Annotated in this window: 26 protein-coding genes; 13 read left to right on the plus strand and 13 right to left on the minus strand. The window is 42.4% G+C overall.

What is annotated here, in order from left to right:
• The first annotated feature begins 14 nt into the window (after positions 1-14).
• From G7092_RS23635 to G7092_RS23645, 3 genes are all read left to right on the plus strand, one after another.
• Positions 15-386 (plus strand): DUF4180 domain-containing protein, encoded by a 372-nt coding sequence (locus tag G7092_RS23635; RefSeq protein WP_166093283.1) that lies wholly within the window; start codon positions 15-17, stop codon positions 384-386.
• Positions 387-470: 84 nt separating this feature from the next.
• Entirely contained in the window at positions 471-776 is a 306-nt protein-coding gene (locus tag G7092_RS23640) for an ArsR/SmtB family transcription factor (RefSeq protein WP_166093285.1), read from the plus strand.
• 12 nt (positions 777-788) lie between these two features.
• On the plus strand, positions 789-1,277 hold the full coding sequence (locus G7092_RS23645; RefSeq protein WP_166093287.1) for an SRPBCC family protein: 489 nt from the start codon (positions 789-791) through the stop codon (positions 1,275-1,277).
• 45 nt (positions 1,278-1,322) lie between these two features.
• Here the strand turns inward: G7092_RS23645 and G7092_RS23650 are convergent, their stop codons facing one another.
• The 5 genes from G7092_RS23650 to G7092_RS23670 form a co-directional block, all read right to left on the minus strand.
• Positions 1,323-1,892 (minus strand): MarC family protein, encoded by a 570-nt coding sequence (locus G7092_RS23650; protein WP_166093290.1) that lies wholly within the window; start codon positions 1,890-1,892, stop codon positions 1,323-1,325.
• A 164-nt stretch (positions 1,893-2,056) separates the two neighbouring features.
• Positions 2,057-3,613, minus strand: a complete 1,557-nt coding sequence (locus G7092_RS23655) for an amino acid permease (protein ID WP_166093292.1) — start codon at positions 3,611-3,613, stop codon at positions 2,057-2,059.
• 403 nt (positions 3,614-4,016) lie between these two features.
• On the minus strand, positions 4,017-4,679 hold the full coding sequence (locus G7092_RS23660; protein ID WP_166093294.1) for a VOC family protein: 663 nt from the start codon (positions 4,677-4,679) through the stop codon (positions 4,017-4,019).
• A 116-nt stretch (positions 4,680-4,795) separates the two neighbouring features.
• Complete coding sequence (locus tag G7092_RS23665) at positions 4,796-5,284, minus strand: hypothetical protein (RefSeq protein WP_166093296.1); 489 nt, start codon at positions 5,282-5,284, stop codon at positions 4,796-4,798.
• A gap of 63 nt (positions 5,285-5,347) precedes the next feature.
• The gene (locus G7092_RS23670) at positions 5,348-7,588 is read right to left on the minus strand and encodes a sodium-translocating pyrophosphatase (protein WP_166093298.1); all 2,241 of its coding nucleotides are present in this window, start codon (positions 7,586-7,588) and stop codon (positions 5,348-5,350) included.
• 273 nt (positions 7,589-7,861) lie between these two features.
• Here G7092_RS23670 and G7092_RS23675 point away from each other — a divergent pair, with 273 nt between their 5' ends.
• From G7092_RS23675 to G7092_RS23685, 3 genes are all read left to right on the plus strand, one after another.
• Positions 7,862-9,328, plus strand: a complete 1,467-nt coding sequence (locus G7092_RS23675; protein WP_166093300.1) for an APC family permease — start codon at positions 7,862-7,864, stop codon at positions 9,326-9,328.
• A complete protein-coding gene (gene dacB, locus G7092_RS23680) occupies positions 9,303-10,712 on the plus strand; it encodes a D-alanyl-D-alanine carboxypeptidase/D-alanyl-D-alanine endopeptidase (RefSeq protein WP_235953932.1) in 1,410 nt (469 codons plus the stop codon). The genes G7092_RS23675 and dacB overlap by 26 nt, the downstream gene beginning before the upstream one ends.
• An 81-nt stretch (positions 10,713-10,793) precedes the next feature.
• Positions 10,794-11,195: a hypothetical protein gene (locus G7092_RS23685; protein ID WP_166093302.1), complete on the plus strand. Its 402-nt coding sequence runs from the start codon at positions 10,794-10,796 to the stop codon at positions 11,193-11,195.
• 117 nt (positions 11,196-11,312) lie between these two features.
• Here G7092_RS23685 and G7092_RS23690 read toward each other — a convergent pair whose 3' ends face one another.
• Entirely contained in the window at positions 11,313-11,732 is a 420-nt protein-coding gene (locus tag G7092_RS23690) for an OsmC family protein (protein ID WP_166093303.1), read from the minus strand.
• Between the two features lie 86 nt (positions 11,733-11,818).
• Positions 11,819-12,904, minus strand: a complete 1,086-nt coding sequence (gene namA, locus G7092_RS23695) for an NADPH dehydrogenase NamA (protein WP_166093305.1) — start codon at positions 12,902-12,904, stop codon at positions 11,819-11,821.
• A gap of 288 nt (positions 12,905-13,192) precedes the next feature.
• Between namA and G7092_RS23700 the strand changes: the two genes are divergently transcribed.
• The 6 genes from G7092_RS23700 to G7092_RS23725 all read left to right on the plus strand — a co-directional run bounded on the left by G7092_RS23700 (position 13,193) and on the right by G7092_RS23725 (position 17,835).
• Positions 13,193-14,395, plus strand: coding sequence for a cation:proton antiporter domain-containing protein (locus tag G7092_RS23700; RefSeq protein ID WP_166093307.1), 1,203 nt, complete (start codon positions 13,193-13,195; stop codon positions 14,393-14,395).
• A gap of 359 nt (positions 14,396-14,754) precedes the next feature.
• Complete coding sequence (locus tag G7092_RS23705; protein WP_166093309.1) at positions 14,755-15,288, plus strand: GNAT family N-acetyltransferase; 534 nt, start codon at positions 14,755-14,757, stop codon at positions 15,286-15,288.
• A gap of 81 nt (positions 15,289-15,369) precedes the next feature.
• Positions 15,370-16,218, plus strand: coding sequence for a bifunctional helix-turn-helix domain-containing protein/methylated-DNA--[protein]-cysteine S-methyltransferase (locus tag G7092_RS23710; RefSeq protein WP_166094524.1), 849 nt, complete (start codon positions 15,370-15,372; stop codon positions 16,216-16,218).
• A gap of 10 nt (positions 16,219-16,228) precedes the next feature.
• Positions 16,229-16,936: a 2OG-Fe(II) oxygenase gene (locus G7092_RS23715; protein WP_166093311.1), complete on the plus strand. Its 708-nt coding sequence runs from the start codon at positions 16,229-16,231 to the stop codon at positions 16,934-16,936.
• The gene (locus tag G7092_RS23720) at positions 16,933-17,205 is read left to right on the plus strand and encodes an Ada metal-binding domain-containing protein (protein WP_166093312.1); all 273 of its coding nucleotides are present in this window, start codon (positions 16,933-16,935) and stop codon (positions 17,203-17,205) included. Before G7092_RS23715 ends, G7092_RS23720 begins: the two co-directional genes overlap by 4 nt.
• Before the next feature lie 57 nt (positions 17,206-17,262).
• Positions 17,263-17,835: a tetratricopeptide repeat protein gene (locus tag G7092_RS23725; protein ID WP_166093314.1), complete on the plus strand. Its 573-nt coding sequence runs from the start codon at positions 17,263-17,265 to the stop codon at positions 17,833-17,835.
• 66 nt (positions 17,836-17,901) lie between these two features.
• Here the strand turns inward: G7092_RS23725 and G7092_RS23730 are convergent, their stop codons facing one another.
• From G7092_RS23730 to G7092_RS23745, 4 genes are all read right to left on the minus strand, one after another.
• Complete coding sequence (locus G7092_RS23730) at positions 17,902-18,789, minus strand: alpha/beta hydrolase (protein WP_166093316.1); 888 nt, start codon at positions 18,787-18,789, stop codon at positions 17,902-17,904.
• Between the two features lie 115 nt (positions 18,790-18,904).
• A complete protein-coding gene (locus G7092_RS23735) occupies positions 18,905-19,792 on the minus strand; it encodes an alpha/beta hydrolase (protein WP_166093319.1) in 888 nt (295 codons plus the stop codon).
• A 64-nt stretch (positions 19,793-19,856) separates the two neighbouring features.
• Positions 19,857-20,816 (minus strand): MBL fold metallo-hydrolase, encoded by a 960-nt coding sequence (locus tag G7092_RS23740; RefSeq protein WP_166093322.1) that lies wholly within the window; start codon positions 20,814-20,816, stop codon positions 19,857-19,859.
• A gap of 336 nt (positions 20,817-21,152) precedes the next feature.
• Positions 21,153-22,247 carry an AI-2E family transporter gene (locus G7092_RS23745; RefSeq protein ID WP_166093325.1) on the minus strand — a complete coding sequence of 365 codons (1,095 nt, stop codon included), beginning with the start codon at positions 22,245-22,247 and terminating at the stop codon, positions 21,153-21,155.
• 204 nt (positions 22,248-22,451) lie between these two features.
• Between G7092_RS23745 and G7092_RS23750 the strand changes: the two genes are divergently transcribed.
• Positions 22,452-22,628, plus strand: coding sequence for a DUF6496 domain-containing protein (locus G7092_RS23750; protein WP_166093327.1), 177 nt, complete (start codon positions 22,452-22,454; stop codon positions 22,626-22,628).
• 9 nt (positions 22,629-22,637) lie between these two features.
• Here the strand turns inward: G7092_RS23750 and G7092_RS23755 are convergent, their stop codons facing one another.
• Positions 22,638-23,621, minus strand: coding sequence for a Gfo/Idh/MocA family protein (locus tag G7092_RS23755; RefSeq protein ID WP_166093330.1), 984 nt, complete (start codon positions 23,619-23,621; stop codon positions 22,638-22,640).
• A 140-nt stretch (positions 23,622-23,761) separates the two neighbouring features.
• Positions 23,762-24,754: an L-glyceraldehyde 3-phosphate reductase gene (gene mgrA / locus G7092_RS23760; protein WP_166093332.1), complete on the minus strand. Its 993-nt coding sequence runs from the start codon at positions 24,752-24,754 to the stop codon at positions 23,762-23,764.
• Between the last annotated feature and the right edge of the window lie 58 nt (positions 24,755-24,812).

Genomic DNA, 24,812 nt, shown 5'->3' on the forward strand with positions numbered 1-24,812 from the left:
AAATAAAACATACTATGGACATTAACCTGATCAACACGAATAATTTAATTATAGCCGAAATTGTATCTGATAGCATCATCATTAATGATGCCCAGGATGCATTGGATATACTGGCTAACTGCGCGTATCAGGATGCAAACCGGATCATCGTTTACCAGAAAGATATCACGGAAGATTTCTTCGAGCTCAAAACCAAACTGGCCGGGGAGGTACTTCAAAAATTCTCTAATTATAACTCCAAATTAGCCATTGTCGGCGATTTTTCCGGATATGGCAGCAAAAGTCTGCGCGATTTTATTTACGAAAGTAATAAAGCCGGCAGGGTTAGTTTTGTAGCCACTAAGGAGGATGCTATAGAAGCGCTGTTAAAAGGCGTGAAGGTATAAGCTGAATCAAGCGGAAAAAATGAAAATAAATTTGTGCAACTGATTGATTGCGCTTATATTTGCAATCAATCGGTTGCAAATAATATGAGACGAGACATTTTTCAAGCTATAGCAGATCCTACCAGGCGGGCAATTTTAAGTTTACTGGCCTTGCAGGCGATGACACCAAACGCTATTGCCGAGCATTTTGACAGTACCCGGCAGGCGGTATCCAAACATATCCAAATCCTGGTGGAATGCGAAGTGGTTAAACAGCAGCAAACCGGCAGGGAAATTCATTACCATTTTAATCCGCAGAAGATGAAAGAGATTGACTTATGGCTCGATCGTTTCCGCAAGTTGTGGGAAGATCGTTTTGATCAGTTAGATAATTTATTAGAAAACCTATAAAACAAATTCAATATGAGTGCAAAAACAGAGATCACCAAAGATTTGGCTAACAAAAAACTACGTGTTACACGGGAATTTGCCGCCCCCGTTGAAAAAGTATGGAAAGCATGGACAGATGTGAGCTTGCTGGAGCAATGGTGGGCGCCAAAGCCCTGGAAAGCCGTATCTAAATCATATGACTTTAGCGAAGGCGGTTTCTGGCTGTATTGTATGAGCGGGCCAAATGGCGAAGCAGCTTGGTGCCGGGTTAATTTTAAAACCATAGTACCACAGCAAAGCTTTACCTCCACAGCCTTATTCTGCGATGAAAATGGTGTTATAGATCCGAGTTTTCCGGCGATGCACTGGCTGGTTACTTTTCAAACGGTTGAAGCAGCTACGCGGGTAATAGCAGAGCTTACATTTGATAGCGAAACCGATTTAGAGAAAATTGTTGCAATGGGCTTCGAGGCGGGCTATACCATGGCACTGGACAATCTGGACGAGCTATTGGCTGCATAAGCTTTTATATCCAAGAAACGGAGGTCAACCCTTCAGGAGATGGCGCTACAAATGCGTATTGCTTCTGAATAGTTTAATAGCTATAGCCAGCAAAATAATACCGAAGGCTTTACGCAATATACTGAGCCCAATGGGGCCAAGCAATCTTTCGAGCCATTTTACATTTTTGAGTACCAGGTAAACTACAATAGTATTTAATACAATGCCTACCAGTATGTTTTGGGTTTGGTATTGTGATTTGAGCGAGAGTAGGGTGGTCATGGTTCCGGCCCCGGCTATCAACGGAAAAGCGATAGGTACAATAGATGCCGACTGGGGAATTTCCTCTTTAAAAAATGTCATGCCCAGTATCATTTCCATAGCGATAATAAATATTACCAGCGATCCTGCAATAGCAAAGGAGGCTATATCAAGCCCGATAACGGCCAACAACTGATCGCCTACAAATAAAAACACCACCATCAGCACCAGTACTGCTATGCTAGCCTTTTCCGATTCGATATGCCCCACACGCTGCCTTACCTGGATTATAACGGGTATAGCGCCAAGGATATCAATGATGGCAAAAAGGATCATGGTAACGGATAGTACTTCCCTGAAAACTAATGGATGCATGGCTGTAGGTTTATGCTGGTGCAAAAATGCAATTAAAATATAAAGAAAGATAATAAGAAAATACGATGTGCCGAAATTTATGCGGCAAATCTTCCAAATCAAGGCACAAAAAAGGTCCTGAGCAATCAGGACCTTTTTTGTGTAATAGTAATAATTTTATGAGCTTACTCCATAAATTTGGGGTTGATAGGGTCATTTGCGGCTTCAACCTTACCATGCCTTACATGTGAGCGTTTGATGCTGTAGCCAAAGTAAATGATAAAGCCTATAAGTAACCAAACGATAAGACGTGCCCAGTTTTCCCAGCCTTCGCTGGCAATCATACACAGGCAGATCAGCGCGCCCAGCGGGCAAACGATCATATAAAGTGGTGTCTGGAACGGACGAACAATGGTTGGATCGGTTCTGCGCAGGATAAATATACCTATACAAACCAGCACGAATGCAAATAAAGTACCGATACTCACCATATCACCCACATATTTATCAGGTATAAAACCGGCGAATATAGATACGAATACAAAAAATAACCACTGTGATTTATAGGGTGTGCGGTATTTGGGATGAAGCTTAGAGAATACTTTAGGGATCAAACCATCGGTGCTCATGGTATAAAACACACGGGTTTGGCCCATCAGCATCACCAGAATCACCGAAGAAAAACCAGCAAGAATAGACACTGTAACAAACGAAGCTAACCAACCATAACCAGGCATCGCGGTTTTAATAGCATAGCTCACAGAGGCTTCTTTACCTTGAATAAGGAAATCTTTGTAAGATACCAAGCCGGTTAATACGTGCGAAAACAGGATGTATAAAGCAGTACAGAAAACCAACGATATCAGGATACCTTTTGGCATATCTTTTTGCGGATTTTTAGCTTCCTGCGCAGCGGTTGAAACCGCATCGAAACCAATAAAGGCAAAGAATACTACACTGGCGCCGCGTAACACACCTAACCATCCATGGTTAAAAGTATCGCCATAATCAACAATACCTGTACTTACCTTTACGGTACCCGCATCAGCAGGTATCATGTAAGGGGTGTGAAAAGCAGGGTTGATAAAATGCCAGCCTAAACCGATAATCAGGAGCACAATAGCTACTTTAACAATTACGATGATATTGTTTACCACAGCCGATTCCGCCATACCGCGTATCAGCAATAAAGTAAGCAGGAATATAATTAATATAGCCGGCAGGTTAACAATACCCCGGGTGCCCAGCTCTGCGGCATACATGCCGGAGGTAGTGTTTGACACCTCAAAGAAGGAGTGTGTCCACTGGTAGGGGATATGAAAATTAAAAAAGGTAATCAAAAATTCGTTAAAATATTGCGACCAGCCAATGGCTACGGTAGCGGCTCCAAGCGCGTATTCCAGTACCAGATCCCAGCCTATGATCCAGGCTATAAATTCGCCCATGGTGGCGTAAGAGTAAGTATAAGCCGAACCGGCTATTGGTATCATACTGGCAAATTCTGCATAGCATAAACCGGCCAGGGCGCAACCTGCGGCTGCAATAAGGAATGAAATGGTAACAGCCGGACCTGCATGTTCACCGGCTGCCGCTGCTGTACGCACAAAAATACCGGCTCCAATGATAGCACCAATACCCAGCGCTATTAGCGATCCAACGCCTAAGGTTCTTTTCAGCGATTTCTCCGTCTCAACAGAGGCAGCCATCAATTGCTGAATAGGCTTCTTAATAAATAACTTCATTTGAAAATAGTAAGATCAGTTTTAAAAATTTAAAAATTCACATTCCCCCAAACGTACTTAAATTTATTGAAATCCTAAAGTGCGGAATGTAACAATGGAATAATGAGGTATTTCCAAATAAAAGTATGGAAAATCGAGTAAATCTATAGGTGATTGAATTTTTATAAGTGCTTATATAAGTGCCTCATTTGTAATGGAAGTAAGCAAATTGCCGTGTTTGAGCAACACTTAGATTTTTGGATAGAATTAGCGCAAAACAGGGAGGAATAAAAACCACGAAATGTTTTTAAAGTTAAAGGGAATCCCCTGCTTTTTTCGGCTGATTTATTCCCGTTTTGCTTAAAAAGATATTTTAGCCGGTAAAGTTTTATGATCCTTTACCGGTTTCAAAACATTATTATTTTCAGATCTGGTTTACCTCCAGCACCTGATCCTCATTTTCTGAGTGGAATATGATTTTTGTCCAAAAGGGTTCAGCCTTTTTATCGGTTGGAAACCAATTCCTGTTCGGATCAACTAATATAAATAAACCGGCCTCATCACCAAGGGCCATAAAATTATCCTGTTTGGGTTGTTTGGCATAATAATCCAGACCGTATCTGGCTATCAGATCATCGGCGCAGTCTTGCACATGCTGACTTACTATACCAATTTCGCTTATGTGCAGGATGGAATTACCAGTAAACGGGACCTCGGATTGATTCTGAAGATCGTAGCGTGATATCAGCTCCAGCAGGTTGCCATTGTTGTCATAAAAATAAAATGAGCGGGCATTCCAAAGTTTAATGTCCGAAAGATGACTATCCTTAGTAACCGGGAGTATAACCACCTTTTCTTTCATCCAGGCCAGTGCTTCCTCGAGTTTATTGTTGGGGATATCAAACGCGAGATGATAGTTAGGGTTAATGCTTTCTGTTGAATTGATAAAGATGAGCTCGGTTTTGCCTATCAGGAATGAAATCTCCTGATCTGTTTTCCGGTTAGTTTTAATATCGAGTATATGATTGTAAAATTGTTCTGTTGCCGGCAGGTTATTCGTCAGCAAATGGATTTCCTTAATTTTCATAGTTGTGCAGAGTAGTATAACGCTGCTAATTTAAAAATTACTTGATGCCTGAGAGATTGCAAGTAAAAACATGGAAATAAAATGATAAAGTATGTAACGGAGAACTAAAACCGAGTTTAATTATTTGCCTTAAGATTCGGGAAAAAGTATGCAAGTACATTAAACAGAATGGAGAGTATTACAAAAAAAAGGATCAACTGACCTGTTCGCTTTGTTTTTAATTGAAAAGCGACAAAGAAAGACAGTACGGTACTAAATAATGTGATAACTATAATACCCGATAAAAATTCGTGCAAAGTATAATCAATGGTAATGATCAGCATCATACTGTGAAAAAGACATTCTGCTATGAAAAATATTCCTGCACTATACAGCATTAAAAGAATAATACTTATATCCTTCTGTACTTTTATAAGGCTTTTTTGAGCCAGAATGATTACCGTAATGCAGATGGCGAATAGAATGGCTCCATTTGTTTTAACAGGTGTAAGGGGTATGTATTCAGGAATATTTAATGGAGATCCGAATAAGATATACCAATTGGCTAAAAATGCCACAAAAGAGATAAGGCTATATTTAATAATAATCTTGTAGAGAGGTTTCATGATTACTCAAATATAAAAAAAGCCACCCTCGCAGGCGGCTCTTTTCAACACTATTTATTTGAATTAAAGGTTTTTGTCAGTTTTGATTATCACATGCGTATTGATGGATTGTCTGTGTAGTTCCCGTTGTATACGCGGACTGGTATCAACCAAATGATTCAGGTGCGGTGCAATTACCAGCGAAACGATCGACATCAGTTTGATGAGGATGTTCATGGATGGGCCTGAAGTATCTTTAAACGGATCGCCTACGGTATCGCCGGTTACAGATGCTTTATGCGGATCTGATTTTTTGTAATGGATTTCGCCGTTGATCTCTACACCTTTTTCAAATGATTTTTTGGCGTTATCCCAGGCGCCGCCTGCGTTGCTCTGAAAAATACCCATCAACACGCCCGATACAGTTACACCTGCCAATAAACCACCCAAAACTTCGGGGCCAAAGGCAAAACCAATAATGATAGGGGTGATGAGGGCAATTAAACCCGGGGCAACCATTTCGCGGATAGAGGCTTTGGTAGATATAGCCACACATTTTTCGTATTCAGGTTTGGCTTTGTATTCCATAATGCCTGGTATTTCGCGAAACTGGCGTCTTACTTCTTCTACCATGGCCATAGCTGCGCGGCCCACGGCCGAGATACATAAGGCCGAGAAGATGAAAGGGATCATCCCGCCTACAAATAAACCGGCTAAAACATCAGCCTTATAAATATCAATATGCTCAATACCTGCTACACCCACAAATGCCGCAAATAAGGCCAGTGAGGTTAATGCTGCCGAAGCAATGGCAAATCCCTTGCCGGTTGCCGCGGTAGTGTTACCTACAGCATCCAGGTTATCTGTACGGTGACGTACTTCTTCGGGCAGGCGACTCATTTCAGCAATACCACCGGCGTTATCAGCAATAGGACCGAATGCATCGATAGCCAATTGCATGGCCGTAGTAGCCATCATACCGGCTGCAGCGATAGCTACACCATATAAACCTGCGAAGTGGTACGAGCCATAAATACCCGATGCCAATACCAGGATAGGTAATACCGTTGATTCCATACCTACAGCCAAACCACCAATGATATTGGTAGCGTGACCGGTTGATGATTGGCGGATAATGCTCAATACCGGGCGCTTGCCCATAGCCGTATAATATTCGGTAATGATGGACATTAAAGTACCTACTACCAAACCAACCACTATCGACATGAAAACTCCGTCTTTAGTAAATATCAGCGAGCCTGCTTTAATACCGCCATTCACTTCATCACGAGACATGTGAAACTCTCCGGCAGGTAACATCCACTGTACTACAAAATAAGTAGCAATAGCGGTTAAAATAATAGATGCCCAGTTACCCATATTAAGGGCTTTTTGAACACTATCTGTCTCACTTTTGATCTTCACAAAAGCCGCGCCTATAATAGAGAATATCAATCCTAAACCGGCTATTACCATAGGCAACAATACCGGGGCTATACCGCCAAAAGCATCATGCGATACAATTTCGCGGCCCAGCACCATGGTAGCCAGCATAGTAGCTACGTACGATCCGAATAAATCGGCGCCCATACCGGCAACGTCGCCCACGTTATCACCTACGTTATCGGCAATGGTTGCAGGGTTACGTACGTCATCCTCGGGGATACCTGCCTCTACTTTACCTACAAGATCGGCGCCTACGTCGGCCGCTTTGGTATAAATACCGCCACCAACACGGGCAAACAGCGCTATGGATTCGGCACCTAAAGAGAAGCCTGCCAAAACATCAAGTGCTTTAGCCATATCCTCACCATTTACGGTACTACCCGCTACGTTTTTAACATACATGGTATAAAAAACAATAAACAACGATCCTAAGCCAATAATAGCTAAACCGGCAACACCTAAGCCCATTACCGTACCACCGGTAAACGAAACTTTTAATGCTTTGGCCAGACTGCTGCGTGCTGCCTGTGTAGTACGCACGTTGGCTTTGGTTGCAATACGCATGCCCAGGAAACCGGCAAAGGCAGATAAAAATGCACCAATTAAAAAGGAGATGGCAATAACCGGGCTTGATGTAGCCACTGTAGTGCCAGACCAGGCCAGTAAGATACCGGCAACTATCACAAAATAGCTGAGTATTTTCCATTCGGCACGTAAAAAGGCCATTGCCCCATCGGCAATGTAACCCGCCAGCTGGGCCATGTCGCCATCACCAGCATCCTGTTTGGTAACCCAGGCGGCTTTAACCGCCATAGCGATAATGCCGATAAGGCCTATCACCGGAATTAAGTAGATCAAGTAATTGTTCAAAAAATCCATATTCAAAATTTGGTTTACAAATGGTAGTTAGGAGCCGTGATCGGGGTAACAATAAGCAAGGATAATTTTAAAACGAACATTTTGCGGTATATCTAAAATGTATATATTTGATAACCGATCCTCGTTCTAAAAATCTCTGCCCCAAAAATCCTTAATCCTTGGCTTCTATTAATTGGTGGATGCAAAATAGTAATTTTATTTTCTTTCCCAAGAGCCTGCTTATTATAAAGTTTTTTAAATAGTTTAGGAACTTAAAACCCCTTTGAATAACACATGACAAAAAAAATTGATCAACCAAAAATGAAACATGAACTGAGCTTGCTCGACGGCACTATGCTGGTAGCCGGCTCGATGATAGGTTCAGGTATTTTCATTGTAAGTGCTGATATTATCCGTAATGTAGGCTCGGCAGGCTGGCTGATAGCTATTTGGGTACTCACCGGTTTCATGACCCTTACCGCTGCTTTAAGCTATGGTGAATTAAGCGGTATGTTCCCCAAGGCTGGTGGACAATACGTTTACCTGAAAGAAGCCTACAATAAATTCATTGCTTTTTTATATGGCTGGAGTTTATTTGCTGTAATACAAACAGGAACTATCGCTGCGGTAGGTGTGGCATTTTCAAAGTTCACCGCCTACTTAATACCTGCCTTTAGCGAGGACAACATTCTCTGGAAGCTAAAAACAGGCGTTGATGCTGCCGGACAAGACAAATTTTTTTCAATCAGTGCAGCACAAATTGTATCCATCATACTCATTATCTTTTTAACCTTTGTAAATACAAGAGGTGTTAAAGCCGGCAAGCTGATACAAACCACCTTTACCTTAACCAAACTGTTAAGTTTATTTGGGTTGATCATTTTTGGTTTTATTATGTTGAAACCTGATGTATGGCATGCTAACTGGACAAATGCCTGGAGTCTGCATAATTTAAATAAGGATGGCAGTATTACCAACTTAACAACAGGGGCAGCTTTAGGCGCTATTGCAGCAGCTATGGTTGGTTCTATTTTTAGCAGTGACGCCTGGAACAGCGTAACCTTTATTGCTGGCGAAATGAAGAATCCCAAACGCGATGTAGCAATAAGCCTGGGTTTAGGTACCTTGATAGTTACTATTATCTACGTGTCAGCAAATGTGGTGTACACTGGTGTTTTACCACTGCATGAAATAGCTACTGCCGAGAAGGACCGAGTAGCTGTTGCCGCCTCACATGTGATATTTGGCAATATAGGTACCATTATTATTGCTTTAATGATCATGGTTTCAACCTTTGGTTGCAATAACGGGTTGATACTATCGGGTGCCAGGGTTTATTATACCATGGCAAAGGATGGGCTATTTTTTAAGCAAACCGGCACTTTAAATAAATTCTCGGTTCCGCAATTTGGCTTGTGGATACAGTGTATTGTAGCCTCATTGCTTTGCTTGAGCGGTCGTTATGGCGATCTGTTGGATATGATATCCTTTGTGGTGGTTATATTTTATATATTAACTATTGTAGGCATTTATATTTTACGTAAGAAACGTCCGGATGCTGAACGGCCTTATAAAGCATTGGGATATCCCGTTTTACCAGCTATTTATATTTTAATGGGAATAGCCTTTTGTGGCTTACTATTTGCTTACAAAAGAGATTACGCGTTATATGGATTAATGATCGTACTCATTGGTATCCCATTATATTTTATATCGCAGCGGAACGTTAAACATCATGATGAAACGGTTACTGATAGTTAGTTTATTTTTAATAAGCGGGCAGCTTTATGCCCAGGATCTTCAACAAAAATTATCGAACGCCCTTGGCAGATTGCAGGCAGATAGCCAGTGCAGTTATGCTTCGGTATCACTCACCGTGCTGGATGCCAAAACCGGCGAACAGGTATTTACAGCCAATCCCAATATGGGGTTGGCTACTGCATCTACCTTAAAAACCATTACCAGTATTACGGCTTTTAATATTTTAGGAGCTGATTTTAAATACCAAACCCAATTGGGTTATGCTGGCGAAATTGCAGCCGATGGTACACTGAACGGCGATGTAATTATCAAAGGTGCGGGCGACCCGACCCTGGGCAGCTGGCGGTATGAGCAGACCAAAGAAGACCATGTATTGGCGCTGATGACTGATGTCTTGAAAAAGGCCGGTATCAAAAAAATTAACGGCCGTATTATCGGCGACGACAGCGTTTTTGGCACCCAGTCTATCCCCGAAGGATGGATCTGGCAGGATGTGGGCAACTATTATGGTGCAGGTACATCGGGCCTGTGCTGGCGCGAGAACCAATTTGATATTAAATTGCGTACCGGTGTGGTAGGTAACCCGGTTGGGATATCCCGTACCGTTCCTACAATTCCATACCTCACTTTTAAAAGCGAGTTGATCAACGGCGAGGCGGGCAGTGGCGATAACGCTTATGCCTTTTTGCCTGTTGGCAGTTCGGTGATGTATTTGCGTGGTAGCTATGCTATTGATAAGGAGAAGAAAAGTATATCTGTAGCCATGCCGGATCCTGCTTATGATGCCGCCCTGCGTTTATCGGATACTCTAAAAAAATTAGGTGTTTTGGTGACTGGTAACCCCGAATCGGCTGCTACTTTAGCCGCTAAAGATCTGAAGTTACCGCTCATTAGCAAAAATTTAACCACTATACTATCGCCTCCATTGAGCCGTATTGTTTATTGGCTCAATCAGAAAAGCATCAACCTGTATGCTGAGCAATTGCTCAAAACCATTGCCTGGAAACAGGGCCGCAAACCAACATCGGCAAATGGGGTAGAAGAAGTACAAAAGTTCTGGAAGGCACGCGGCATCGATCCTAACAGCATCAACACCTATGATGGCAGCGGACTTTCGCCTGGTGACAGGGTAACTACCTTAACGCTGGCCAAAATATTGCAATCGGCTAAAAAGGAAAGCTGGTTTGCCGATCTGTATGAGAGTTTGCCGGTTTATAATGATATGAAAATGAAAAGCGGCAGCATTAACAGTGTGCTTTGTTACGCCGGTTATCAAACACATAATGGCCGCGAGTTGTGTTTCTCCATCATGGTGAACAATTTCAATGGATCGAGCCGTGGTATTAAGGAAAAAATGTTCCGGGTGCTGGATGTACTGAAGTAAGCCCCCAATCCCCTAAAGGGGAGCTTTTTTTGATTTGCTGTTTTTATAAAACTTTGTAAGTTTATATATCAATCATAAATCATGAAAAAGCTTTACATCCTCATTATCCTGCTATCGGTGTCCACCCTCTTCGCCTGCAAACCCAAAACTAATGCTGCCGATGAGGTTAAAAGCATCCGGTTTAAATTTACCGAGCTTGGGCGTGAAACCCAATTCAGGATAACCTGCGATAAGTTTGATTATTATTTTCCAGAAGGGAAGGTTAAAAATTTTACGCAGAAAGCCGGTATTGATAGTGTGATGCAACTATTAACCGATATGAAAAGAGCAGATGAGGGGTATCAGCCAGATGTTCGCGGGAAAATATATATCAACCATCCTAACAACACGGTTGATACCTTATGCGTAGGTGTAAAAGTACTCACTTATAAAAGTGCCACCTACGAAACACCACAAGCATTGCTGGCGCTGATACAGAAATAATAACCCGGATATAAATAAATATGTCATTGCGAGAGCAGCGTGGCAATCTCATCGCGTTTATACTAACGAAGAGATTGCTTCGTCGTGCCTCCTCGCAATGACATGTATAAGAAATTTTTAAGCGTAAGTAACGTTTAAAGTAATAGGCACATTTAGTGCTTTTGAAATAATGCAATTGGCTTTAGCGCCTTCGGCAACTTGTTTGAAGGTAGCCTCATCAACACCATCAATAACTGATCCTTTAAGCTCCAGATGAATGGCGGTAACGCTTAAGCCAACCATATCCAGATCTAATATAGCATCGGTGGTCAAATCATTAGGTGTAAAACCGGCTTGGGTTAAAGCCGCGCCCACTGCCATGGTAAAGCAACCTGCATGCGCAGCGGCAAGCAATTCTTCCGGGTTGGTACCAATGCCATCGGCAAAACGGGTTTTAAATGAATACTGGGTTTTGTTTAATACGGTGCTCTGGGTAGTGATCTCTCCCTGACCTGCTTGTAAAGTGCCGTTCCAATGGGCGTTTGCTGTACGTTTCATAGTTGTTGTTTATTGATGTATTTTGTGTTGGTTAATACCAAAGTTAGTAGTTCAAAACAAGTGTATAATTTTTATTCCTGTTCTTTTTATCTTTTTTCTAAAGACGGCCATTTGGCACGCTCATATTGTACGGGCCATTTTACTTCGTGCCCCAGTTCATGTGCGGCACGTAACGGGAAATGCGGATCGCGCAGCATTTCGCGGGCCAGGAATATCAGGTCTGCCTCGCCTTCCTGTATAATTTCATCGGCCTGGTAAGCTGTTGTTATGAGGCCTACCGCTCCTGTAAGTATACCACTTTCCTTTTTAATTTTCTCTGCAAACTCCACTTGATAACCTGGTTTTAACGGTATTTTAGCATTGATCACATTTCCGCCGCTTGAGCAGTCAACCAGGTCGACACCTTTATCCTTCAATATCTTTGCCAATGCCACAGAATCGTCGGCTGTCCAGCCACCTTCGGTCCATTCGGTGGAGGAGATACGTACAAACAAAGGATTGTCTGCAGGCCAAACTTCTTTAACAGATTCCAGTACTTCCAATAGTAAACGGATCCGGTTATCAAATGATCCGCCATATTCATCGGTACGCTTATTACTGATAGGTGAAAGAAACTGGTGCAACAGATAACCGTGGGCGCCATGCAATTCGATCAGCTTAAAACCAGCGGCTATGGCCCTTTGGGCAGCCGCTTTAAAATCAGCTTTTACTTTTTCGATCCCGGCTTTATCCAATTCAAGCGGAGCTTCTTCACTTTCGATAAAGGGTATGGCGCTTGGGGCTACGGCTTTCCATCCGTTATGTTGATCTGATGGTATTTGTTTGTTGCCGTTCCATGGCTTTTCATGACTGGCTTTGCGCCCTGCATGAGCCAATTGTACTCCAGCAACGGCTCCATGTTCATGAATAAAATTGGTGATATGTTTTAATTTTTCAACGTGTTCATCGCTATAAATACCCAGATCGGCGTAGGTGATGCGGCCCTCGGGCGATACTGCGGTGGCTTCGGTAATGATGAGGCCCGCGCTGCCAACAGCCCGGCTGCCCAGGTGGATAAGGTGCCAGTCGTTAGCAAAACCATCTTCACTGGAATACTCGCACATAGGCGATACCGCGATACGGTTTTTTAATTCGATGTTTTTTATTTTTAAAGGCGAAAAAAGATGAGCCATAGATGATTTTTCTTGTAAATATGCTAACTAACAGCCGTAACTGCCACACTGTTTTGTAAAATACCTGTTGGGTAAGCCAAAAGCCAAAAGCGGAAGGCTTAAAGCTTTTTTTATCATGATTCAGAGGCTTTCTACTTTCCTGTTTTTCAGTTTTCTCATAAGTTACTAAATGACATTAATGAGTAATAAATATATTCAATGTGTCATCAAACACCACAATCTCCAAAACAATACCTAAATTTCGTATGTTAAGGCTCATTTACTGACAAACATTAAAGCAACCCTAATTTGACTACATACACAACCCTTATTATACTCAGCGGACTGGTCATATTCTCGTACTTGTTTGATCTGCTGGCCGGTAAAACCAAAATTCCTTCGGTTATTTTATTACTGTTACTGGGTATCGGTTTAAAGCAGGTGGTAGAGTATTTTAATATTCCCATGCTCAATTTCTCGCTCATTCTGCCTACGCTGGGTACACTGGGTTTGATATTGATTGTATTTGAAGGGGCTTTGGAATTGCGGTACAATAGTGATAAAAATGCCATTATCAAAAAGGCATTCTTTTCGGCATTGGGTATATTATTACTGAGCGCTGCGGTCATCACCGGTATTATATACTATTTAACCGGCGAGAGTATTTATAAATGCTTTGTAAATGCCATCCCTTATTGTGTGGTGAGCTCATCTATCGCTATACCTTCCGCGGCTAATCTGATCAAAAGCAAAAAGGAGTTTATCATTTATGAATCTTCGTTCTCGGACATACTCACCGTGGTGTTGTTTAACTTTATAGTCAGAAACCCTAAAATCGATATAGGCTCATTTGCCAAATTGGGTGGAGAGCTTACCGGTATTATACTGGTGGCTATTCTATCGTGCCTGGCTCTGTTATATGTTATCGGACGACTAAAACATCATATCAAATCGTTCCTGATCATATCTTTATTGATCCTGGTTTATTCTATCGGCCAGTCGTATCACTTATCAGCGTTGATTATTGTACTGGCCTTGGGGCTGTTCCTGAACAATGCCAGTCAGATCAACTTTTCCTGGTTCAGAAACACGTTTATTTACCCGGCTTTTAAGCATGATATTAAGCAACTGCACCAGCTTTCGGCCGAGAGTGCTTTTTTGATGCGAACCTTCTTTTTTATTGTTTTTGGTTATACGATGAATATCCGCGAGTTGAATCATATACCGGTTTTACTAAGTGCCGGAGCTATTTTGCTTTCTATTTATATTGTGCGTTTCCTGTATATTAAACTAGTGTCAAAAACAGACCTGATACCTGAACTTTTTATTGTACCCCGCGGATTGATCAATGTACTGTTATATTATAACCTGCCCGCTGATTTGCGCATCCCGCAGGTTGGCGCCAGTTTATTATTTGTGGTGGTTTTGGGCACCAGTATTATATTGAGCCTTGGTTTGCTGATAACCAAACGACATGCCACAAGCCAAAGCCAGGAATTTGGCGATGTTTAGGCCTCACCTTACTCTTTTGAAAAGTTATAAATCATGGTTTACATGTAAACCATGATTTTGATGATTTTATTTAAATAAATAATTGATAATTAATTATTTAAATTAATATTAATCATAAAAAGTGTAAACCATGTAAACCCACTTTTTGCTGCAAAATGAGCAGCGCAATAATGGGGTATACCATTTGTCATCCTGGGGAACGAAGGATCTATTCGTGAATTTGCGAGCCGTAGAATAAATACTTCACTCCGTTCAGCATGACAAACGGTTTTTTCTAACCCTCTACGCCACAATTTGAATTGCATCCATTCCGAACAATTATTAAGAATTTCATGATATTTGATTAAAAGATTATACCTATGACTATTACTACACGCCTCGCTACTTTTGAGGATATACCTTTTTTACAGCAATTGATAGGGGCATCAGTACGCGGTTTGAGCACCGCTTACAATACCCCAAACCAGATAGAAAGTGCTATCAAATATATTTTCGGTATTGATACTCAGCTCATCATCGATGGTACATACTATGTGGCCCAGGTTGGCGATGTCATTGTGGGTTGCGGTGGCTGGAGCAAGCGTAATACGCTGTACGGTGGCGATCAGCATAAAGATGTAGAAGATCCGCTGCTTGATCCGGTAACAGATGCCGCCCGTATCCGCGCCTTTTTTGTACACCCAGATTGGGCCCGGAAAGGTATCGGCAAGCATATTATGCAGGTATGTGAAAATGCAGCTAAAGAGAATGGTTTTACCAACTTTCAATTGGGGGCCACTTTACCGGGTGTGCCGCTTTACGAGGTAATGGGCTATCGTCCGCTGGAGCATATTGAACAGCCTTTGCCCGATGGCGAAGTGCTGCCTATAGTAAAGATGTATAAGGCTTCGTAACGGACAAACAGCGCAAGTTTCGGGTTTTATAGGGGTCGATATCGGGGTAAATTTGTTTATCAATAATTAATAAACAAGATGATGAACACACAAGAAAAAATTAATTACGACCGTATCGCCGAGGCGATCAACTATATAAAGCTGAATTTCAAAAATCAACCCAACCTGGATGATGTGGCTGAAAAGGTGCATTTAAGTCCTTTCCACTTTCAGCGTTTATTTACCGATTGGGCAGGTATCAGTCCCAAGAAATTTTTGCAATACCTGAGCTTGGATTATGCCAAGAATCTGTTAAAAGATAAACAGGCAACTTTGTTTGACACCGCTTTTGAAACGGGTCTGTCAGGCACCGGCAGGCTGCACGATCTGTTTATCAACATTGAAGGTATGACCCCGGCCGAGTACAAAAATGGAGGTAAAGAGCTGGACATTAATTACAGCTTTGCCGAGAGCCCTTTTGGTAACATCATTGTAGCATCAACCTCCAAAGGCATTTGTTATATGGCTTTTGCTGATGACCGGGAAGATGCTTTTAGTAAGCTTTTGGAGCAATTCCCCAATGCCTCGTATACACAGGTGGTGGATGTGGCTCAGCAGGATGCGCTGCATATCTTTAAAAAGGATTGGTCGGAGCTGTCTAATATAAAGCTGCATCTGAAAGGTACCAGCTTTCAGCTTAAGGTATGGGAGACATTGTTAAAGATCCCCATGGGCGATCTGAGTACTTATTCCGATATCTCTAAGCAGATACATCAGCCTAATGCCAGCAGGGCGGTAGGCAGCGCGATAGGGGCTAACCCGGTTGCTTTCCTGATCCCTTGTCACCGGGTTATCAAATCAACCGGCGAATCTGGCGGATATCACTGGGGGCCAACCCGTAAATCGGCTATTATTGGCTGGGAAGCTGCTTTAGTTAACAACGAGGCTTAATAATACAGGTATGAGTATTAAAGAAAGAATTGCCGGCCTGAACTGGGCCGGCATTTCCAATTCGATGGATAGCAAAGGTTATGCGCTAGTAAAAAATGTATTAAGGGCTGATGAGTGTGACAACCTTACTGCTCAATACACCAATGAGCAGTTATACCGCAAAACTATAGTGATGGAGCATCATCAGTATGGGCTGGGGGAGTATAAATATTTTAAATATCCTTTGCCCACCTTGATACAGCAGCTGCGGGAGAATGTTTATCCCCAACTGGTGCCCATTGCAAACAGGTGGATGCAGTACCTGGATAAGGAACAGCGTTTCCCCGATACTTTAGATGAATTGCTGGAGCATTGCCATGAGCATGAACAGCTACGGCCAACACCCCTGATATTGCAATATTCCCAGGGTGGCTATAATGCCATGCACCAGGATTTGTACGGCGAAGTGTTTTTCCCGATGCAGCTGGTTTTTATACTGGACGAACCAGGCCATGACTATGAAGGTGGTGAATTTATACTGATGGAGCAAAAGCCAAGGGCACAATCGCGTGCCATGGTGCTGAAGCCAGGTAAGGGCGATATGCTGCTATTTACCACCAGTTATCGCCCGGCCAAAGGCAGTACTGGCTATCACCGCATAAATATGAAACATGGAGTAGGTGAGGTCACCGTGGGTAAACGCCGCAGCATGGGTGTCATTTTTCATGATGCCAAATGATCAGGCATCTTGAATTGGGTGATAAAGCCTTTGTCCGCGGCAGAAAGCTAAAACAACTGCTCGATACTGAACAAATCAGATTTGGCGGCAATGCCCGTCTTAAAATTTATGGTACAATGAGCTGTAATTCAGGAAAACGGATGAAGCCGGAGAACCGTGTTTTCTTTGCTTCGGAAGCAGAGGCTGAAAGTTTGGGATATCGTCCATGCGGGCATTGTATGACCGCGGAATACAGGAAATGGAAACAGGGAAATCCCCAATATAATTAAATCCGGATTTATTGCGTTTATAAGATTGGCTAAGTACATTTAGCCAATCTTATCATCATGTTCAGAAAAATCATCTTTATTATATTTATACTTATAGCCGGTAGAACCGCCTACGCGCAAACAGCTGATGAGGTATATGACCGATATGTTGATTTTAACGAAGCGTTTCTAAATGCCAACATGGAAAAAGCCATGACTCTTGGCGAACAAATACTGCCTGATACCGCTAAACTAAAACCAGGTATTCGTACCAGCTTTTATAATTTTATGGCCCAGGTTTATGAAGGTGATCTGCAAAGCGGGAATGCCATTATATATTACAACAGGGTAGTGGCTGCACAACCCAATTTCTACGTAGCTCATCGGGCATTGGGGTATTTGTATATCAAGGATATCTCGGGAAAGCCCGCAAATGAAGTAGTTGTAGATGCTGTGTATATCAGTAAGGTAAAAAAGGCCCTGCCGCATCTGGAAAAGGCCCAGGCCTGCGACCCGGATGATGAAACCCTTAATCTGATCAAGCTGCTTTACCGCAATATAAAAGATCAGCATGGGATAGAGACTTTACCTGCTCGACTCAATGAATTAAAAAAGAATTGTGAGGATATTCTGAGCCCCCCGACCCAGTGATTTCGAAATTCGGATGTTCGATTTGGGATTTATTAATCCAAAAAACTTCTCCTTCAGGAGCTGGGCTTATTTTTGCCTGAAACTATCACCTATAAATTCCAATGCGTCGGTAATTCCGGTGCGCCAATAAGTCCAGTTGTGACCGCCATCCCGTATCCTGAACTCATGTGGAACTTTTTTTTCCATCAGGGCAATGTGCAGTAAGGAATTGCCTTTGCTTAATGGGTCGTCATCGCCGCAATCAATCCAATAACGCACCGTATTCAATTCTTCGGTGGTTTTGCCCTGTATCAGGCCGAGTACCGAGTAGTTTTGCCAGGTAGCATTTAATCGTTCGCGTCCTTTCAGGTCGGGACCGATCACTTTGCTGTACACTTCGGCCCAGCGTGCATCCGGAATAGCCATCAGGTCCTCATCACTGCGTACAGCCGCGCTCAGAGCAGCCGCTGCCGAAAACATTTCAGGATGTTTGATGCTATATACCAATGTGCCAAAGCCACCCATGGATAGTCCGGCTACACCTCTATATTTTTTTTCGGCTTTGATATGATACTCTCGTTCGATATCAGGGATAAATTCCTTAAAAAAGAAATCCTCGTAGTTTTGTTTCCCGTCGTATGAATTGATATAATAAGTGGTCTGAGCATCGGGCATCACAATGATCATAGGCGGGATCTTGCCTTCGGCGATAGCCTTATCAGCATAATGGTTTATCTCACCAAACTGCAGCCAGCCGGTTTGATCGTCGCCGTAACCATGTAACAGATACACCACCGGATATGTCCGGTTTGATGTTTCATAATCGGGAGGCAAATAAATAGCATATTTTACGTTATGCTTTAAAATGTCGCTTTTAATGTTTTGCTCGTCTATCACTTTACCTATATGCTGGGCAAATGCAGTGCCAGTGCTTAAAAGTAATAAAAGCAAGGAGAGCTTAAGGTATATTTTCATAGATTTTTAGTAGATAAGGAGTATCAAGTATCAAGACATTTTCTCATTTGGATATATACCTGGTCATTTTGCTTATCCGCACATCAAAAAACTCCCCTCCAGGTGGCTGGGGGCTCTATTTCTGCCTGAAACTATCGCCTATAAATGCCAGCGCATCGGTAATACCCGTACGCCAGTAGGTCCAGGTGTGAGCGCCATCGCGTACTCTAAATTCATGTGGTACTTTTTTCTCCGTCAGCGCTATATGCAGCAGGCAATTACCTTTGGTTAAAAAGTCATCATCGCCACAATCAATCCAATAACGTACGCCGCTCAATTGTTCTGTGGATTTATCCTGTACCATGCTCAAAACAGAATTAGCCTGCCAGGCCTTGTTCAGGCGGTCTTTACCCTTGAGCCCGCGACCATATAACTGTGCAAATACCCTATCCCAGTTTTCATCGGGCATGCCCGTCATCTGATCGTCTGGAAATACCGCAGCGCTCAAGGCCGCTCCTGCCGCAAACAGTTGCGGGTATTTGATAGTATAAATCAATGTTCCATAACCACCCATAGATAAACCCGCTACGCCGCGATATTTTTTATCGGCTTTAATACGGTAAACCTTTTCAATCTGCGGCATAAATTCCTTAATGAAAAAATCCTCATATTTCTCTTTTCCATCATAGGAATTAATATACCAGCTCGAATCGGCATTGGGCATTACAATAACCATTGGTGGAATAGTGCCTTCGGCGATGGCTTTATCGGCATAGCGGTTTATCTCGCCAAACTGCAGCCAGCCGGTATTATCATCAGTATAACCATGCAGTAAATAAACAACGGGGTAGCTGCGGTTGGCTGTTTCATAATCGGCAGGCAGGTAAACAGTATATTTTACATTGCGCTTTAAAATACTGCTTTTAACGGTTTCTTCCTCCAATACTTTACCTTGTGGTTGTGCAAATAAGGCATTAGTCCATATAACACAGCAGAGCAGCAGGCATTTCTGAATGATATTCATAGATAGGTGGTTTGGTTTTGATCGACGGAAATTTAGGTAATTTTCCGCGTTAGCCAAATACTATCTAAAAACTAAGCGCTTTACCCTGCACAGGATATATGAGGTTTAGTTGTAATTGATTGGCAGCTTTAAGTTGGGCCTTGATCTGAGTTATACTGTTTACCGGTGGTTTAAGATGCGTAACTACAATATTTAATCCTTTTAATTCGGCCGGACTTGTCAGCCCAGCTAGCTTGTCCATTTCAGCCATAAACCAATGTGGTGTTAAATGCCCGAAAAGCGTTTTATCCGGCTGTTCGTTAGGAAAAGATACCTCAATAAGAATAGCTTTTAGCCTTTTACTTTTGATGAGCGGAGAAACAGCCTGCCACAGATTTTGCAGATTTGTGCTCTTTTCAATAGCGTCTGCTCCGGTATCGCCCAGGTACAAAATATAATCATCATTACTTTGTACCAGAAAAGCGGTACTGGTAAGGTTGGAATGGCTCAACGGAAATGCCTGCACTTTAAGCGGGGTGTTTTCGATATCAGTTTGGGTGCCGGGGCTCAGTACCTGGTAACGGTATTTTTTTAAAGCAGGCGTTTCGCCCTGATCGGCAAAGTTGGCCCAGCTTGCCCAGGTAAAGTAGTGGGTTTTGATGGTTTCAATAGTACTCTGAAGACCATAAATGTTTTTGCTGCTGTCTTCGGGTGAATTGATGATGAGCCCAGCTATATGATCAAGGTGAGCATGTGATATAAAATACCCTTTGATATATTGCCTCAATACTCTTTCGCCAGAAACCCGGAAAGTTTTGTTGGTTATTGCTTTTTGGATACCAACATGCAAGGTACCTGCATCTAAACAAATATATTGATCAGTACCAGCAGCAGACAGCATATAAGCCGACAAATTACTTTCATCAATACCACCTAACACGCCTAAAGGCACCAGTCTAAAAACGGGTTTGTTTTTAGGTTGCGCCAATGTAATAAAAGGCAGTAAAATGTAGGTAATGATCAATAAAGTTTGCTTAATGCGCATATCCGGTAAGTTTTTCAATTGCAAACCTTGCAACTGGGAGGTACTAAATTAATGATACAATAGTATTAAGCAACGTGATAATTAAAAAAGGTAGCGCACTTTAAGACAGCGGGTACAAAAAAACTTTTTTAAGGGAAGCCAAAAAAGAAATGTTTTGATGAACGGGCTTCTTTTACGACGTATATCAAGTACTTCATTACACTTTTGACACCTGTAAACAGGGCGTTGAGGGGTACTAATAGTTTGCATTAGTTAGGGGGATTAATACAATGCAAACCTAAAATAAAAGACTAGAATTGCCTCTTAATGAGATGTTAAATTTTTGTTAAATTGCTGTTAGTCTGCTTTTATTTTGATAGGAGCAGATTTTTTGTTTTCATTATCGCCACCAAGCAGGTAGCCCCACGGTTTTAAACTTTCGATACGGTCAAATATGATTTTGAAAATAGCAATAACCGGTATGGATAAAAACATGCCCGACAAACCCCATATCATCTCACCTACAATGATCCCCACAAATGATATCAATGCGTTAAGCCTCACTTTTGAACCAACAATGGTTGGTAACAGGAGGTTGGCATCTATTGCATGGATACCGATCACACTGCCCATTACGAATAGAGTATCTTTAATGCTCCCGGTTGCAAAAGTAATAATGGCGCTAAGCAGCAAGGCCGTAAAAATACCGATATAAGGTATGATGTTGAACAGGCCTACGATAATACCCAACAATGCAGCGTATTTGATGCCAATGAGCAGGAAAACACTGATAGCAACAGCAGCTACAATCACCATTTCTAAAAGTAAGCCCAGGATATATTGTCTTAGTATAGATTGGATATTTTCTACTATATCCATTACGATATGCTGGTTTTCATCCCGGAAAACCCAAATAATGAAACGCAGCAGCAATCTTCTGTAGAGTAATATAAAAAAGGTAAATATCAGGATGAATACATAAAAAAGCATGAGTGACGAAATAGCTCCGAAGGTTGTGCCCAAAACGTCACCCCCAGAAGCCATAAGCTTATCGGCAGTACTGTGAACATAGCTCATCTGCTTTTCAGTATTAATATGGAATGCCGTTTGTATCCACTGCTGTAGGTCTTGTAATGATTGTGTTACCTGGTTTTTGAGCATGGGCCAGTCGTTGGCCACTTTTGATATCTGTGAGCCTACCAGGTATAATACACCATAAACAAAACCGATAAGCAATAATATAGATATTAAGGATGATGCACTGCGCGGCAGCCTGCATTTCTTCTCCAGAAAGTTAGCTATCGGTAACAGTAATATTGCGAAAATGAACCCGAATATCATGGGGTCAAGCAAATCTTTACCTATAATGATCAGATAACCAAGCGCCAAAAAACCTATTAATGTTAATGCAAGTCGTTCGTAAAAGGGGGCAATCAGTTTTTTGGCAGACATAGTGATGATTTTCAGTTGGTAACGTATAGGGCGACCGGATGTTTGAAGTTAAGCAATAATTACAAATAATAATTTACCATTTTTATTTTTTGTGAATGTGGAATTTATCGATGATTGATTTTGCCCTGGCTGTATTAGCTGTTTCGGAACATAGTTTTGGCAAATGTTTTGCACGAGTTAATTATCTACTTAAAAACTAACATTATGGCAAGGTATTCAGAAAAAGCAAGTGAAAAAGTTGAAAAAACTATGCACGAAATGAAAGAAGGTAAACTCAAAAGCGGTAGCGGCAAAAAAGTGACCAGCAAAAAGCAGGCTATTGCTATAGGCTTATCCGAGGCGCGTAAAGAAGGAGCCAAGGTGCCTAAAAAGAAAAGTTAGTATTTTTAATTAAAAGGCACTCCGACCGGTAAAAGCATCCATCACATCCATTAATACAATGGCTTCTTCAATACTGCAGGGGTTCGACCCCTCGTTTTTAAAGTAAGCTACAATTTTTTCGATCATGGGTTGTTGTATATGCTGCGGATGTGTAAAGGTTATGGTTTCATCCTCGGTATCAGTTTTCCAGCTAATATAATTGCCAAAGAAGGGGAATGTGATTTTACCTTTGGTACCGATGATCTCGCAGGTATCGGTAGTGAGGTTTTCGGCCACGTTGAAGCACCAGGAGCCATTGACCACTACTTTGTTTTTAAATAAGATTTGCCCGCAAACGTGATCGTCGGCTGGGGTAGCGCCCGATTGATTGAGCGAAAATCCATGATATTTCTCTGGCTCACCAAAGTAATACAGCATCAGATCGAGCTGATGCGGGGCCAAATCATGGAAATAGCCACCTCCGGATTGCTCGGGGTTAACCCGCCAGTTGTCTTTGGTTTTGCTAACTAGTTCCGGTTTACGGCTTTGCCACATTCTGATTTGCACGGTACGGATGTCGCCAACCTTTTGGGTATCAATCAATTCTTTAACAGCTAAAAACATGGGCACTGCCCGACGGTAATGAGCAACTGTGAGTTTGGTATTACTCTGTTTTACAGCCTCGGCCATAGCTCGGGCCTCGGCAGCATTACGGGTAACCGGTTTTTCGACATAAACGTTCAATCCTTTTTTTAAAGCGCTCAGTGCATATTCCAGGTGCGAGGATGGGGGAGTGGCTATGTAGATGGCATTAACACCAGCCTTGTCCATTAGCTTTTCGGCGTCGCTGTACCATTGATTAACATGGTGACGCTGCGCGTAGTCGGCGGCTTTGGCAGCGTCGCGCCGCATCACGGCTAACAGATCGCTATCGGCTACTTTTTTAAATGCTGGTCCACTTTTTAATTCGGTTACATCGCCGCAACCAATAATGCCCCAATTGATATTGCTCATATAAATAAGTGTTTAAAAACATTGTCATGCTGAGCGTAGCGAAGCATCTATTCTCCGGTAAATAGGGTCACGAATAGATCCTTCACTACGTTCAGGATGACAATTATATATAAATGGTCGTTCCGGCGAAACTCCGGGGTTTAGGAGGCTAATATTTTTTCTATCTGCGTTAATTCATCAGCAGAGAATACGATATTGTCCAGCGCCCTTAACGAGTCGGCCAGTTGTTCGGCACGGCTTGCACCGATCAGTACCGAGGTTACGCGATTATCTTTCAGCAGCCATGCTAATGCCATTTGTGCCAATGTCTGGTCGCGTTTCAGGGCCAGGTCATTCAGTTGTTTTATCTGGGCTATCCGTTCAGGTGTTACCTGGTCCTTTTGCAGGAAGCCGGTTGATTTGGCTGCCCTTGAATCTTCGGGAATGCCATGCAGGTATTTATTGGTCAGTAATCCCTGTGCCAATGGCGAAAATGGGATACAACCTACACCCTCGTTACCCAGCACATCCAGTAAGCCTTCTTCAGGATCACGTACAAACATGGAGTATTTAGGCTGATGGATGAGGCATGGCGTACCCAGATCTTTCAATATCGTGATAGCTTTGGCAGCTTCCGCAGCAGGATAGTTGGAAATACCAGCGTATAAAGCTTTACCCTGACGAACAATCAGATCAAGTGCAGACATGGTTTCTTCCAGCGGGGTTTCCGGATCTGGGCGGTGATGATAAAATATATCAACATACTCTAAACCCATGCGTTTCAGGCTTTGATCTAAGCTGGCTACCAGGTATTTTTTGGAACCCCAGTCGCCATAAGGGCCATCCCACATGGTATAACCGGCTTTGCTGGAGATGATCATTTCATCGCGGTAGCCGCGGAAATCCTCCTTCAAAATACGACCAAAATTCTCTTCGGCAGAGCCCGGCGGCGGCCCATAATTATTGGCCAGATCAAAATGGGTAATGCCGCTATCGAAAGCCAGGTGTAAAATTTTGCGGTAGGTTTCGGTTACATCCACATGTCCGAAATTGTGCCACAAACCCAGCGAAATAGCCGGAAGTTTGATACCGCTATGGCCGCAGCGGCGGTATTGCATTTTTTTGTATCTGTCTGCTGATGGTAGATATGTCATATAAAATATGGGGATTATATTTAAAAGTAAAAATAGAACTTTATGGAGATAACAGAAG

This window comes from Mucilaginibacter inviolabilis, from assembly GCF_011089895.1.
Lineage (GTDB): Bacteria > Bacteroidota > Bacteroidia > Sphingobacteriales > Sphingobacteriaceae > Mucilaginibacter > Mucilaginibacter inviolabilis.

What these genes read in the sequence shown, in the direction of transcription:
- G7092_RS23705 (WP_166093309.1), top strand. Translation starts at nt 14,755, where the DNA reads ATGACTATTACTACACGCCTCGCTACTTTTGAGGATATACCTTTTTTA.
- G7092_RS23750 (WP_166093327.1), top strand. Translation starts at nt 22,452, where the DNA reads ATGGCAAGGTATTCAGAAAAAGCAAGTGAAAAAGTTGAAAAAACTATG.
- dacB (WP_235953932.1), top strand. Translation starts at nt 9,303, where the DNA reads ATGATGAAACGGTTACTGATAGTTAGTTTATTTTTAATAAGCGGGCAG.
- G7092_RS23635 (WP_166093283.1), top strand. Translation starts at nt 15, where the DNA reads ATGGACATTAACCTGATCAACACGAATAATTTAATTATAGCCGAAATT.
- G7092_RS23755 (WP_166093330.1), bottom strand. Translation starts at nt 23,621, where the DNA reads ATGAGCAATATCAATTGGGGCATTATTGGTTGCGGCGATGTAACCGAA.
- G7092_RS23720 (WP_166093312.1), top strand. Translation starts at nt 16,933, where the DNA reads ATGATCAGGCATCTTGAATTGGGTGATAAAGCCTTTGTCCGCGGCAGA.
- G7092_RS23715 (WP_166093311.1), top strand. Translation starts at nt 16,229, where the DNA reads ATGAGTATTAAAGAAAGAATTGCCGGCCTGAACTGGGCCGGCATTTCC.
- G7092_RS23650 (WP_166093290.1), bottom strand. Translation starts at nt 1,892, where the DNA reads ATGCATCCATTAGTTTTCAGGGAAGTACTATCCGTTACCATGATCCTT.
- G7092_RS23710 (WP_166094524.1), top strand. Translation starts at nt 15,370, where the DNA reads ATGAACACACAAGAAAAAATTAATTACGACCGTATCGCCGAGGCGATC.
- G7092_RS23685 (WP_166093302.1), top strand. Translation starts at nt 10,794, where the DNA reads ATGAAAAAGCTTTACATCCTCATTATCCTGCTATCGGTGTCCACCCTC.
- G7092_RS23645 (WP_166093287.1), top strand. Translation starts at nt 789, where the DNA reads ATGAGTGCAAAAACAGAGATCACCAAAGATTTGGCTAACAAAAAACTA.
- G7092_RS23670 (WP_166093298.1), bottom strand. Translation starts at nt 7,588, where the DNA reads ATGGATTTTTTGAACAATTACTTGATCTACTTAATTCCGGTGATAGGC.
- G7092_RS23730 (WP_166093316.1), bottom strand. Translation starts at nt 18,789, where the DNA reads ATGAAAATATACCTTAAGCTCTCCTTGCTTTTATTACTTTTAAGCACT.
- namA (WP_166093305.1), bottom strand. Translation starts at nt 12,904, where the DNA reads ATGGCTCATCTTTTTTCGCCTTTAAAAATAAAAAACATCGAATTAAAA.
- G7092_RS23725 (WP_166093314.1), top strand. Translation starts at nt 17,263, where the DNA reads ATGTTCAGAAAAATCATCTTTATTATATTTATACTTATAGCCGGTAGA.
- G7092_RS23745 (WP_166093325.1), bottom strand. Translation starts at nt 22,247, where the DNA reads ATGTCTGCCAAAAAACTGATTGCCCCCTTTTACGAACGACTTGCATTA.
- G7092_RS23655 (WP_166093292.1), bottom strand. Translation starts at nt 3,613, where the DNA reads ATGAAGTTATTTATTAAGAAGCCTATTCAGCAATTGATGGCTGCCTCT.
- G7092_RS23675 (WP_166093300.1), top strand. Translation starts at nt 7,862, where the DNA reads ATGACAAAAAAAATTGATCAACCAAAAATGAAACATGAACTGAGCTTG.
- G7092_RS23690 (WP_166093303.1), bottom strand. Translation starts at nt 11,732, where the DNA reads ATGAAACGTACAGCAAACGCCCATTGGAACGGCACTTTACAAGCAGGT.
- G7092_RS23665 (WP_166093296.1), bottom strand. Translation starts at nt 5,284, where the DNA reads ATGAAACCTCTCTACAAGATTATTATTAAATATAGCCTTATCTCTTTT.
- G7092_RS23640 (WP_166093285.1), top strand. Translation starts at nt 471, where the DNA reads ATGAGACGAGACATTTTTCAAGCTATAGCAGATCCTACCAGGCGGGCA.
- G7092_RS23740 (WP_166093322.1), bottom strand. Translation starts at nt 20,816, where the DNA reads ATGCGCATTAAGCAAACTTTATTGATCATTACCTACATTTTACTGCCT.
- mgrA (WP_166093332.1), bottom strand. Translation starts at nt 24,754, where the DNA reads ATGACATATCTACCATCAGCAGACAGATACAAAAAAATGCAATACCGC.
- G7092_RS23660 (WP_166093294.1), bottom strand. Translation starts at nt 4,679, where the DNA reads ATGAAAATTAAGGAAATCCATTTGCTGACGAATAACCTGCCGGCAACA.
- G7092_RS23735 (WP_166093319.1), bottom strand. Translation starts at nt 19,792, where the DNA reads ATGAATATCATTCAGAAATGCCTGCTGCTCTGCTGTGTTATATGGACT.